The organism is Paenibacillus sp. 23TSA30-6 (genome assembly GCF_014858585.1).
Lineage (GTDB): Bacteria > Bacillota > Bacilli > Paenibacillales > Paenibacillaceae > Paenibacillus.
This window is the reverse complement of sequence record NZ_SLTL01000006.1, coordinates 123296-137530: the sequence shown is the minus strand read 5'-3', so window position 1 is coordinate 137530 and position 14235 is coordinate 123296. Positions and strand designations below refer to the sequence as shown.

Annotated in this window: 3 protein-coding genes and 1 riboswitch; all 3 genes read left to right on the top strand. The window is 47.2% G+C overall.

Going from position 1 to position 14235, the window contains the following annotated elements:
* Window positions 1-567 precede the first annotated feature (567 nt).
* The 3 genes from E0698_RS07470 to E0698_RS07460 all read left to right on the top strand — a co-directional run bounded on the left by E0698_RS07470 (window position 568) and on the right by E0698_RS07460 (window position 14211).
* Window positions 568-2955: a type IA DNA topoisomerase gene (locus E0698_RS07470; RefSeq protein WP_192511137.1), complete on the top strand. Its 2388-nt coding sequence runs from the start codon at window positions 568-570 to the stop codon at window positions 2953-2955.
* Window positions 2956-3317: 362 nt separating this feature from the next.
* Window positions 3318-4328, top strand: a complete 1011-nt coding sequence (locus E0698_RS07465; RefSeq protein WP_192511188.1) for an aldo/keto reductase — start codon at window positions 3318-3320, stop codon at window positions 4326-4328.
* Between the two features lie 743 nt (window positions 4329-5071).
* Window positions 5072-5161: riboswitch (cyclic di-GMP riboswitch) on the top strand.
* Between the two features lie 131 nt (window positions 5162-5292).
* Entirely contained in the window at window positions 5293-14211 is an 8919-nt protein-coding gene (locus tag E0698_RS07460) for a non-ribosomal peptide synthetase (protein WP_192511136.1), read from the top strand.
* Window positions 14212-14235: the final 24 nt, after the last annotated feature.

Genomic DNA, 14235 nt, shown 5'->3' with positions numbered 1-14235 from the left:
GATCATAACATAAAAACAGGAGTGAAGTGTAGCTTTTTTATTGAATAATGAAATTATTTTGCAAAGATAAAGATAAAACTCAATTTTAATGTAATATAAAATAACATAAATATAACTCATATTGATATGTGAAGAGTGATTTTAAATGAAACTTCATCTAAATTATCCATATAAGTCAAACTGAAAAAGGTATAGGGAAAACCGAGTAGGTGGAAGGGGGCTATACAAGCGAAGTGGTGGCGATGGGAAGTATCATCCCTCCGTGTAATGGCACTATAGTAACTTTTAAGTTCAGTTTATAAAGCTCTTTTACGTGGCCTTATAGATAATGACAGTAACTATTATCGTTACAAGGTTTCGTAAATCATCACCTGAGAGAATGATGCTATCTATGGTATAATACACGTATATTGTTGGAGCGCTAGACCAAGTGAATGGACAAAGGAGCTTTCGCCGGGAGAAGGCTCCTTTTGCATGAGGCCCTGCTTGTATTTCATTTACCTTTCGTTTATTACGTGTGAGTCAGGGAAGGGAAGCAGAGGGCCGTCAGGAAGGAATGGAATATGAATGAAGACGTTAATTATTGCTGAAAAACCGGATATGGGGCGCACCATTGCGGCTGTTATGGAGCCGAGGGCTAAAAATAACCGTACCTATCTGGAGGGGGAGAAATATATTGTAACTTGGGCGATCGGTCATTTGCTGGGTCTTGCTGAGCCGGATGCATACGATGCCAAGTACAAACGCTGGAATATTAAAGATCTTCCCATTATCCCTGAGCAGTTTAAAATCGTACCGAATCCGAAAACAAAAGATCAGTTAAAAATAATTGGTGAGTTGGCCAAACGCTGCAATGCAATCGTGAATGCTTGTGATGCAGGGCGAGAAGGGCAATATATTTTTGCGTTGATTCAACAGCAGTTAAAGCTGCGTCAGCCGGTCAAGCGACTGTGGATCTCAGATTTAACGGCAGAGAGTATTGCGTCAGGCTTCGAGCGCTTGCGAGATGCTTCGGAGTTTGAATTTCTGACTCAGGCTGCGCGGGCACGAAGTGAAGCAGACTGGTTGATTGGTATGAATGCCTCCAGAGCCTTTACAACACGGCATAATGCGTTGTTGTCAGTCGGACGGGTGCAGACCCCTGTGCTGGCATTGATTCATGATCGTGAAAAGGAAATTGAGGCGTTTCAGTCTCAAACGTTTTATGACGTGTGGGCCGAGTTTAAGCAAGATCAGATCAAGTACAAAGGTGCGTGGCAGGGAGATCGGCTCACCAAACCGGAAGAAGCTGAGGCGATAGCAGCCGCAGTTCGCGGAAAAACAGGTAAAATCATCAAATACGATGTGAAGCAGACCAAGGAATATCCGTTCAAGCTGTACGATTTGACGCTGCTTCAACGCGAGGCGAATGCCAAGTATAGTTATTCAGCCAAAAAAACACTGGATGTAGCACAAGCGCTTTATGAGCGGCATAAGGTCATTTCCTATCCGCGTACTAATTCCAACTATGTAACGGAGCAAAATATAGACGGTATGCACAAGGCGCTTCGTATGCTGGGCACAGGTCCTTATGCTGATCTGGTACAGCAAGCGAACCCCAATTTGGTCCATAAACAGAATAAAGCTGTCTGCAATCCATCCCGTGTTGAGGATCACCATGCTATATTGCCGACGCTGAAAAGACCGGGAACACTCAGCAAAGAGGAACAAAATGTATATGACCTGATAATCCGCAGGTTTTTGTCACATTTCTTCCCGCCTGCCGAATATAAAATGCATACCGTGATGACTCAGGTGGACAAGCATCTGTTCAAAACAAACATTAAGGAACTTCTGTCCTTGGGCTGGAAGGTAGTTCTGAGCAAGGCAGATCAGGATAAAGGAAAAAAGAGCAAAGCACCGAAGAAAGAGGAAGAAGAGGAAACGGACGAATGGACGGACAAGAAGTTTGAGATTGATGCAGGTCGTCCGGTGGATTGCACTCGTGCCGAGATGAAAGAGAAGGCCACGCAGCCGCCTAAAAGCTACACAGAGGGCACGTTGCTTAAAGCCATGGAGAGCGCAGGAAAGCAGATGGAGAACGAGGAGCTGCGCGAGGTCATGAAGGATGCGGGACTGGGTACGCCGGCGACACGTGCTGCTACGATTGAACGCTTGAAGAAGGTTGGCTACATTGAAATGAAGGGTAAAAAGATCCTCATTACGGATAAGGGGAAAATGGCTATTGATCTGATTCGTCATGCGGGGGTTGACCTGCTTGCCTCGCCGGAAATGACAGGCCAATGGGAACGCCGTTTGCATCAAATTTCCAAGGGGGAAGCTGCCCAGGAAAAGTTTATGGATAACGTTAAAAAGTTCACCTTATCCATCATTGACAAGGTGAGGCAGCAACCACCGGCTCCAGCGAACGCTTTTGGCGAGGAAGCAAGAGGCAAACGCTCGGGTAGTAAGGGAGCCACCCGTAGTGGAGGCGCAAGCGGAAGCATCACCACCCAAGGGGCTGCACGCGCTCCGTCACGGCGTACCAACAACTCGGGCGGAGCATCGTCACTGGAGCAAGTGCCATCGGGCGCAGGAGGGCGTACTGCGGCTGCATCGGGTTCAGCTGGGAGTAGCTCAAGCGCGAGGGCAGCACGAGCTTCGTCCGCCGAGCCGTCGGGCACTTCGCCGGGCCAAAGGCAGACTTTAGGTAGCTGCCCGCGGTCGAATTGCGGCGGGAGCATCATCGAAGGCCGCAAAGGATATGGATGCAGCCACTACAAGCAGGGCTGCGGCTTTGTCGTCTGGAAGGAATATGCTGGCAAGCAGATTACGGAAACGATGCTCAAGTCTCTGTTGACGAAGGGACAGACACAGCTGCTATCTTTTAAGCGTAAAGATGGTTCGACCGTCAAAGCAAGAATTGTTCTGAATGAACCAGGTACAGGGCAACTTAGCGTTCGTGAGGAAAACTGATACAGGTACAGAGTATGATTTTCGACAGATTGAAAAAGAAGGCCTTTTCTAGCTGCCATCAGATGATTTCTGAATTCATCAGGAGTCATCTTTTTTTATGTCTCGTACACCAAAATTCCCCATAAGAGATGCTTTTATAACATTTTATTAAACATTTGTAAGCTTCCAACCGATAAAACAAATAAGGGTTATGCAAAAGCATTTTTTTAAGGTAGTTTATAAAGCAGACTCTATGCATAGTGTTCAAAAAACTTTCCATAGCGGACTGTGCAAATCAGGAAGAAAAGTTGTGTTATGTGCTTTAAAACGTGAAGGCAATCGTTTCACATGAAAACTTTTTTACGGGAGATGATGGAAGGATCGTGGAAGAGAAAACGGTAAATGTGGCAGGCTCACTGCAATTACGTAAGCTGGGCAACTCGGATTTAAAGCTGTCACCGCTGGGGCTTGGGTGTTGGCAGTTCAGCAATGGAAAAGGAATAGTCGGGAAATTCTGGCCAGTGCTGCGGCGGGAGGATATACGGCAAATCGTTCAGACCAGTTTAGAAGGTGGAGTTAATTGGTTTGATACCGCCGAAGCATACGGTGGCGGACAGTCTGAGCAGCTACTGGCCGGCACGCTGAATGAGATCGGAGGACCGCTCGCGGAACAGGCGAATATCGCTACGAAATGGTGGCCGGCCTTTCGGACCGCAGGCAGTATCACAGCAACGATTGATGAACGTATTCGCCATTTGGATCAACGGACGATTCACCTCTACCAGGTGCATTCGCCTTACTCCTTTGCTTCGGTTGGCGCCGTGATGAATGCGATGGCTAAACTGGTTGGGCAAGGAAAGATTAAATATGTGGGCGTAAGCAACTTTTCCGCGCAACAAATACGTGAAGCCGATCGTGTGCTGCGTGAACACGGTCTTCGCCTAGTTTCGAATCAAGTGAAATACAGCCTACTCGACCGGAGAATCGAACAGAACGGAATTCTGGACACGGCAAAAGAGCTTGGCGTGGCGATCATCGCATACTCTCCACTAATGCAGGGGATCTTAAGTGGAAAATTCCATAATAATCCTTCTCTGGTCAAGTCGATCAAGGGTCCGCGCAAGTGGACGACGGCATTCCGGGATTCGGGGCTGCGGAGATCGAAGCCACTGATTGAAACACTGGAACAGTTGGCTCAACAATATAACGTGACGCCAACGCAGATTGCCCTGAATTGGCTGATTAACGCTCACGGAGAGAACGTATTTGCGATACCTGGGGCTTCAAAAGTACATCATGCCGTGGAAAATGTGAAGGCGATGCAGTTTACCTTGACAGCCGGTGAGATTGAGATGGTCAGCCACGTTTCCAACCAAGTGCTGAGATCAAAGTGATCATGGCTCAAATAGTGGAATATTCCGTTGGAAAATGAACTTCGCCGGTATGCTGTCTAACACCTCCATGACTAGGACGATATTGTCCATGTGCGCTCCTTGACGCTTGGTTGACATTAATGCTTCGTTCGCAGGCGGAAGAATGGCATGCTTCTTCCTTGCTAAAGGTTAGGCGCGACATTTCTTGCAAGGACATTCTTTTCTTCGGGGTGCTACGCTTTGTGACTAGACCTTGGATATATCCTCCGCAGTAAGCTTACTTGTTCTTAATCAGTTGTGGAGGGGGTTCCCTCTTGTTTTCCTGGTTTGATTTTGGCTTTCTCCTAAAAATGTTGGAAAAAGCACGTTTTACTCTTCCGAAGTTGCACTCCAACTGTCCTTCACTCCCCGTGTACACTCACGTCGCTATTTTCGGCGAAACATCGAATGCGAGAGAAGCTTTGGAACGTCATTTTTTAGGTGGATCACAAATCCATCATTTTAAAAAAAGCTAAGCCGCTAAAGTTGTGCAGGTTGTTATTTCTGAATCTTGGGGGGGTGAGAGAAATTAAGTAAAATGAACTGGAGTTGTCGGATGACAGGAATTTAGTGGCTTGCTAAAGTATTTTAATCTGCAGCTAACAACGTATTTTAAAACTATATGAAGGTAAATGTTTTGAGAACTCAAGGTCAGCTCCTACTGAATGTAGGAGGAAGAAGTGTAAGAGCATGCTCAAAGATGTAAAAAATATACGAATGTATTTTCCCGTTAATCGTAAACACCTCGAAAGTGGTGGACACAAAGCCATGGGTCTAAAGCTGGATTAAACAGCCATGATTGCCAGGTTGCCGAAGGAAACCGAGCGAAGTCTGCTGTCTGTTCCTGTGCTTTTTATATGGGAGCAGGCTTCTTTTATTTGTAGCAGAAATGATTTGGGCATACGGAGTAGAACGCATGAAATGATTAACAACAGGAGGGGATTTTATGCAAACAAGTGTAATAAGTGTCAAGGAGTATCCGTTAAGTTCCTATCAGAAAGATATATGGTTCGAACAGTGCATGTACCCTGGAAAACCTATTTACAATATCGGTGGGCATGTTGAGGTTAAAGGAAACCTGAATACGGCTATCATTAGGCAGTCCATGCAGTTATTAATCAGGCAAAATGATTCCCTCAGTGCCCGTTTTATTGATAAAAAGGGAGAGCCTTATTTAACATTTTTGCCGGAAACGGACTATGAAGTTCCGTTTCATGATTTTTCGATAAAGGAAAATCCAAACTCTTTTTGCATCAACTGGATGAAAAAAGAGTTTTTAAAACCTTTTCAACCAGAGGACCTCTATTTTCAATTTGTTTTGTTGAAAGGTGCCCCGAACACATACTTCATTTTACTTAAAGTTCATCATTTGGTGATCGACGGATGGGGATTTGCTCTCTTAATCAGTCAAATGTTTGACAATTACAATAAATTGGTGCAAGGAATTGGCGAAATGAACAGAACGGTCTATTCCTATGCTGATTTTATTTCCGATAATCAGAATTATCTGAATTCTCCGGCCTTTTTAAAAGACAGGGCGTTCTGGCAGAACAAATATCTGACCATTCCCGAGCCTCTGTTGAGCAGAGGCATGGATACCGATGATGGTGACGGCGATTCCGTTTGGAGTGATCGGCGAACCTTAACTATAAACAAGGCGTTATACAATCAAATGATTGAATTTTGCAAAGAGGAAGGATGCTCGTCGTTCCACTATTTTTTAGGCATACTGTTCCTGTATTTCAGCAAGATTTGCAATCGGAACGAAATGGTGATCGGCGTCCCGGTTTTTAATCGGAGCAAAGCGAAATATAAGCAGACTATGGGACATTTCGCCAACGTGCTGCCGCTGCGGATCAGCCCCGAGAAAGATATAAGCTTCAAAGAACTGATTAAGAGCATTAAACGTGAGCTTATGCAATGCTATCGACATCAGAAAATGTCTTTCGGTGAAATTTACCGGGCGGTTTACCAGAATAGCAATGAGAAAGGCAAACTGTTTGATATATCGCTTTCTTTCGAAGAACAGGAAACGAGAGAAGCATTGATCGGCGCAGCAAGCCGGATTGTAAGTATGCCGCATCATCATGAAAGAAATGCACTCAATCTCCTGATATGGGGACAAGAAGGTGAAGCGGATGTAGCCGTTAATTTTGACTATCAGATACAGGCTTTTGAAAGATTCATCCCCATTGAGAACGTTATCTCCCACTTTGAATATTTATTTGCTCAAGTCATGGAGCAAAGTGAAACTCTTATTTCGCAAATCGAAATCGTGCCAGAGGAAGAAAGGAGTACGCTAGTTCGCGGCTTTAACCATACGGAGGTGGAATATCCGAAGGATCAAACGATCCACGGGTTGTTTGAGGAACAAGCGGAGCAAAGAGCAGATCACCTGGCTTTGGTCTGGGGAGAGCAAACGCTGACCTACCGGGAGCTGAACGAGCAGGCGAATCGGCTGGCCATTGTCTTGAGAGAGCGTGGAGTGAAGCCGAACGATATCATCGCCATCATGGCGGAGCGTTCCATGGAAATGGTCATAGGCATCCTGGGAACACTTAAAGCGGGCGGCGCCTACCTGCCGATAGATCCGAATTATCCGGAGGAACGGATTCACTACATGCTGGAGGACAGCGGCGCGTCCATTGTACTGACGCAAAAGCATCTCCGGGACAAGCTCACCTACCACGGGGCAATCATGGACTTGGATGACGAAAGCCTGAGGTATATAGAGCTAGACCGTGCCAATCCGGAGCCTGTTAACAATCCGGAGGATTTGGCTTATATCATTTATACCTCGGGATCTACGGGGAAACCCAAAGGGGTCATGGTAGAACACCGGGGAATCATCAATCTCCAGCATTTCTTCCAGGAACAATGGGGCGTGGATGGATCGGACCGGATGCTGCAATTTGCCAGCAGTTCGTTTGATGCCTCGGTTTGGGAAATGTTCACGATTTTGCTGGGAGGTGGAACGCTGTATCTGGTTTCGCGGGATATTATTAATAACCTGAATGAGTTTGCACGCTTCGTAAACGAAAACCAAATTACGATTGCGCTGCTACCGCCTACCTATCTGGCGGGGATGGAACCGGACAAGCTGCCAGCACTGAAAAAACTGGTGACAGGCGGATCAGCGATTACCAAAGAGCTGGTTATGCGGTGGAAGGACAGCGTGAAGTATATGAACGCCTATGGTCCGAGCGAATCGAGCGTAATTGCAACCGCGTGGACGTACCGGGAAGAGGACATGGGGTATCCATCGGTACCGATTGGTAAACCGATTGCCAATACTCGAATTTATATTATGGATACACATCAAAAGCTGCTGCCGCTGGGAGCAGCCGGGGAAATGTGCATTGCGGGAGACGGATTGGCCAGGGGGTATCTGCACCGGCCGGAGCTGACGGCGGAGAAGTTTGTGGCGAATCCTTACGAAGCTGGAGAGAAGCTGTACCGAACAGGCGATCTGGTGCGTTGGCTGCCGGACGGGAATATCGTTTTTTTGGGAAGAATCGACGATCAGGTGAAAATTCGCGGCTTCCGCATTGAGCTGGGGGAAATCGAAGCGCAGCTAATGAAGCATCCGCTTGTCCGGGAAGTGGCGGTGATCGCGAGGGAAGACAAGCAAGGCGAGAAGTATCTGGCGACGTATTTTACAGCAGAGGGCGAACCGGGAGCGGAAGAGTTGCGGGAACAGCTTATGCAGGAGCTGCCTGATTATATGGTGCCGTCCAGCTTTATGAAGCTGGATGACATGCCGATGACTCCGAGCGGAAAAATTGACCGAAAGGCATTGCCCGAGCCCGATCTGAGCGTGAATGCAACGGAGGAATACGCGGCACCGAGAGACAAAATAGAGGAGATATTGGCTGAAATATGGGAAAAAGTCCTGAAAGTCGAACGGGTAGGCATTAAGGATCACTTTCTGAATCTGGGGGGAGATTCTATTAAAGCCATCCAGATCGTGTCCAAGCTTCACGATTATAAGCTAAAGCTGCAACTAAAGGATCTTTTTGACCATCCTGTGATTGAACAATTGAGTGCCTATGTACAATCTGTCGAACATACTGCTTTTCAAGGAATGGTAACAGGGGAAATTATGCTCACTCCCATCCAAAGCTGGTTTTTCGAGCAGCCTTTTGCAGCAAAACATCACTTCAACCAGTCTGTTCTGTTACATAGGAAACAGGGCTTTGACGAAAAGGTGTTAAGAAAAGTGTTCGATGGCTTGGTGGAACACCATGATGCTTTGCGTATTGTAGTGCGTGAGAAGGCGGGACAGGTGGTTCTGTTCAACCGGGGCACGGAAGGCGAACTATATTCGCTGGAGGTAAAGGATCTTACAAATGATGATATATATGATAGCTCCGTAAAGGAAGAAGCCGCCCAGCTTCAGTCCCGCATGGATTTAGAATGTGGACCTCTGATGCAAGCGGGCTTGTTCAAAACGAAAGACGGTGACTATCTGTGCGTAAGTATTCACCACCTGGTGGTTGACGGGATTTCTTGGCGGATTCTTTTTGAGGATATTTCTACAGGATACCGACAGGCGGAGAAGGGGGAAGAAGTCATATTCAGAGGGAAAACGGACTCTTTCCTGGCATGGTCTGAACAACTTTATACGTATGCCGGCAGCGGGGAGCTTCTGCAAGAAATCACGTATTGGTCCGAGCTGGAGCAGAATGAAATCAAGCCAATTCCCAAGGATCATTCCGTTCATGGCAGAAGATATATGGATAGCGATCATATCGAAATCGTGCTGGATGAAGTCCAAACCGCCAAGCTGCTTAGAGAAGTGAATAAGGCTTACAATACTGAAATCAACGATGTTCTTTTGACGGCATTGGGAGAGGCTATTCGGGAATGGACAGGAGAAGATAAGGTGCTTGTTAACCTGGAAGGACACGGACGCGAAGAAATCATTCAGGATATGGATATCAGCAGAACCGTAGGCTGGTTTACCGCCCAATACCCTGTGATTTTGGATATGGCAGGCGTCAAGAACGTGTCTTCCCGGCTTAAAGCCGTTAAAGAAAGCCTCCGGCGCATTCCGCAAAAAGGCATCGGCTACGGCATTTTAAAATACCAGACGTTCCCTCGGGACGAGGAAATCTTAAGGTTTAATTTGCACCCTGAGATCAGCTTCAATTACCTGGGGCAGTTTGACCAGGATATTGATACCGATATATTTACCATCTCCGATGTTCTTGCCGATGAGACGGTTTCACCCGACATGCAAAGATCTTACTGCTTGGACATTAACGGAAGGGTGACTGATGGAAAGCTGCGGCTGAGTTTCGCCTATCACAAGCACGAATATGAAAAGGCCACGCTGATCACAGTGGCAGAAGGCTTTAAGCGCAATCTGGAGCAAATTATCGAGCATTGCGTATCACAGGAATATACGGAACTGACAGCCAGTGATGTAAGTTCAAGCAACATTACAACGGCGGAGGTAGAAGAGGTATATCACGCGCTGGGGGATTCTAAGCCCAATATCACGGATATTTATACACTGACCCCTATGCAGTCGGGAATGCTCTACCACTTCCTCAGAGAACAAAACTCTCATGCGTATTTTGAGCAAGCCGTAATCAGTTTGCAGGGTAAGATCGATAGAAGCTTGTTTGAGCGTGCTTTCCAGCAGGTGATTCAAAGACACGATATTTTGCGGACCGCCTTTGTTTATGAGAAGGTGGAAAAACCGGTTCAGGTCGTTTTAAAGGACAGACCGGCTGAAATGTTTTTCGAGTATATTTCCTTCTTGACGGAGGAAGAGAAAGAAAACTATCTCCAAGCCTATTTGGACAAGGATAGAGAAAAGGGCTTTGACCTCACCCGGGAGCCGCTGATCAGATTTGCCTTGATTAGAGTGAGTGCCGACAGCTACCGTTTCATTTTGAGTTTTCATCATATCATTATGGATGGATGGTGTCTTGGCATTGTATTTAAAGAGCTGCTGGAAATTTACAGTGCGCTTCATAAAGGAAGCATACCGCAATTAGACACGGTGTATCCTTATCGTCAATATATCCAGTGGCTGGAACAAAGGAATGACCGGGAGACGGGGGCTTACTGGGAGAATTATCTGACAGAGTACGAACAGCCAGCGCTGCTGCCTAAAATCAAAAGTGGTATAGCTAATCCGGGATACATTCAGGAGGAATACGATTTTACGATAAATAAGGAAATGAAGGCGAGTTTGGAGAGAATCGCAAGAGAAAACGGCGCCACGTTAAGTACGGTGATACAGGCCGTATGGGGAATTCTGCTGCAACGGTACAACAATACCCAGGATGTGGTGTTCGGAACGGTTGTCTCGGGAAGACCGGCAGAAATTCAAGGCGTTGAACAGATGGTAGGGCTGTTTATCAATACGATTCCTGTCAGAGTCCGGGCAGAAAAGGAAGAAAGCTTTTCAGCCCTGGTTGCCAAACTGCAGCAGGAGGCATGGGCATCGGAGCAGCATCACTATTATCCGCTGGCGGAAATTCAGTCACGGACCGCCCATGGAGGCGGATTGGTGCAAAACCTGCTGGCCTTTGAAAACTATCCGATAGAGGAAGCTGACAAAGGACAGGGCGACCACGGAACAGATTTGAGGATTCTGTCCACGAAGGTCTCCGAACAGACGAATTTTGATTTTAATTTTATTGTTGTGCCTGAGAACGATTTGCAGATCAAATTCCGCTACAATAGCTTGGCCTATGACAGAGGCTTTATGGAGCGGGTAGCCGGGCAGATTAAAATGATCATCCGTGAAATCATCCGTTGTCCAAAGATAAGGATCGAAGATATCGAAATCGTACCGGAGAAAGAGAGCAGTGTGCAGCTCCGCGATTTTAACCGCACGGAGGCGGAATATCCGAAGGATCAAACGATCCACGGGTTGTTTGAGGAACAAGCGGAGCAAAGAGCAGATCACCTGGCTTTGGTCTGGGGAGAGCAAACGCTGACCTACCGGGAGCTGAACGAGCAGGCGAATCGGCTGGCCATTGTCTTGAGAGAGCGTGGAGTGAAGCCGAACGATATCATCGCCATCATGGCGGAGCGTTCCATGGAAATGGTCATAGGCATCCTGGGAACACTTAAAGCGGGCGGCGCCTACCTGCCGATAGATCCGAATTATCCGGAGGAACGGATTCACTACATGCTGGAGGACAGCGGCGCGTCCATTGTACTGACGCAAAAGCATCTCCGGGACAAGCTCACCTACCACGGGGCAATCATGGACTTGGATGACGAAAGCCTGAGGTATATAGAGCTAGACCGTGCCAATCCGGAGCCTGTTAACAATCCGGAGGATTTGGCTTATATCATTTATACCTCGGGATCTACGGGGAAACCCAAAGGGGTCATGGTAGAACACCGGGGAATCATCAATCTCCAGCATTTCTTCCAGGAACAATGGGGCGTGGATGGATCGGACCGGATGCTGCAATTTGCCAGCAGTTCGTTTGATGCCTCGGTTTGGGAAATGTTCACGATTTTGCTGGGAGGTGGAACGCTGTATCTGGTTTCGCGGGATATTATTAATAACCTGAATGAGTTTGCACGCTTCGTAAACGAAAACCAAATTACGATTGCGCTGCTACCGCCTACCTATCTGGCGGGGATGGAACCGGACAAGCTGCCAGCACTGAAAAAACTGGTGACAGGCGGATCAGCGATTACCAAAGAGCTGGTTATGCGGTGGAAGGACAGCGTGAAGTATATGAACGCCTATGGTCCGAGCGAATCGAGCGTAATTGCAACCGCGTGGACGTACCGGGAAGAGGACATGGGGTATCCATCGGTACCGATTGGTAAACCGATTGCCAATACTCGAATTTATATTATGGATACACATCAAAAGCTGCTGCCGCTGGGAGCAGCCGGGGAAATGTGCATTGCGGGAGACGGATTGGCCAGGGGGTATCTGCACCGGCCGGAGCTGACGGCGGAGAAGTTTGTGGCGAATCCTTACGAAGCTGGAGAGAAGCTGTACCGAACAGGCGATCTGGTGCGTTGGCTGCCGGACGGGAATATCGTTTTTTTGGGAAGAATCGACGATCAGGTGAAAATTCGCGGCTTCCGCATTGAGCTGGGGGAAATCGAAGCGCAGCTAATGAAGCATCCGCTTGTCCGGGAAGTGGCGGTGATCGCGAGGGAAGACAAGCAAGGCGAGAAGTATCTGGCGGCGTATTTTACAGCAGAGGGCGAACCGGAAGCAGATGAGCTGCGGGAACAGCTTATGCAGGAGCTACCTGATTATATGGTGCCGTCCAGCTTTATGAAACTGGATGACATGCCGATGACTCCGAGCGGAAAAATTGACCGGAAGGCATTACCCGAGCCTGAATGGCAGGGAAGCGACCACACAGTCAGCAGCCCTAGAAATGACGTTGATTTGAAAATCCAGAAGGTATGGCAGGAGATTCTCGGCATGGAGTCAATCGGAATTGATGAGCATTTCTTTAGACTGGGTGGCAATTCGATCAAGGCGATTCAGGTGGTTTCGAGGCTGGCGCTGGATTTTGAAGTGGGCATTAACGACATCTTTCAATATCCGACGATTCGGGCCTTGGCGGATAACATTAAGTATTCCAAAGACAGATTAAAACAATTCGTGTACGCCTTACGGGAAGCGGCAGCTTCCGGGGAAAACGGCGTACCTGGTGTTGTCTGGAAAATGCGCGAGAGTCTCAAAGAATACCGGAAGAAAAATCAGGGTTATGAAAATATCGATCTTTCTGAACGGGCTGACTACCGTAATGTTCTGCTGGTGGGAGGAACAGGGTATCTGGGAATCCATATTTTGTTTCAACTGCTGCAAAATACGGAATATAAGGTGTATGTACCTGTTCGGGGAACGAGTGACGATGAGGCGCTGGAAAGACTGTGGGCGAAGCTGAAGTTCCATTTTGGTCTTGAGCTTGGGGAGAATGCCTGGGAAGACAGAGTGTGCGTGTTTTGCGGAGACTTAACCCAGGACTACTTTGGACTGAGCCGGGAGCGCTATGAGGATTTGGCCGGAAGCATTGATGCGATCATTAACTCGGCGGCAAATGTGAAGCATTTTGGGCATTACTCGGAATTTCAGGCGGTCAATGTGGAAGGGAACGAAAGACTGATCGAATTTGCTGGTACAGGGAAGAAAAAGACCTATAATTTCGTTTCCACCACCAGCGTAGGTAGTGGCTGGATAGAAGACCAGAGCAGCATCATGTTCACTGAATATGATTGCAATGTCGAACAAAGCTCTGATAACTATTACGTTATGACAAAGCTCGAAGCCGAGAAAGAGATTGTTAAAGCAAGGCAACAAGGGCTTGATTCCAATGTGTTCAGAGTCGGGAACCTCGTGTTTGATTCCAATTCGGGGATCTTCCAGGAAAATATCTCGGATAATGCATTTTATTCGTTGGTAAAGTCGATGATCACACTTGGCCGGGTCCCCGCAATTCAAGATAAAACCATGAACTTCTCCTTTGTGGATGAGGTGGCCAAGGCAGTTGTACTCCTGTTCGACCGGAAAAATTTAATCAACGAAACCTATCATCTGTTTAACAGCCATCAGGTTAGCATGATATCTTTTTCCAAGATTTTGAAGCAAACGGATATAAATGTAAAGCCAATGCCAGTGGAGGATTTTACCGAATACATGTTTGAAAAATACGATGAACCAGAGACGGAGCAGGAGGTTGCCCGGATTCTTGTTCATTCCAACGTCTTCTTTGAGGGAGCAAGCAAAACGTTGTTCATGACGATGAACAAAAAGACTGACGGTATTTTGCAGGCGCTGGGGTTTGAGTGGTCCAGGCTGGACGGTCAAAAAGTGAAGCTGATGATGGATCATGTCAAAAAAGTAGGGTTTATGTAAAAGAATAGAAGGGAGGGAGGGAGA

Coding starts and splice junctions, on each gene's coding strand:
- E0698_RS07470 (WP_192511137.1), top strand. CDS start 568: ATGAAGACGTTAATTATTGCTGAAAAACCGGATATGGGGCGCACCATT.
- E0698_RS07460 (WP_192511136.1), top strand. CDS start 5,293: ATGCAAACAAGTGTAATAAGTGTCAAGGAGTATCCGTTAAGTTCCTAT.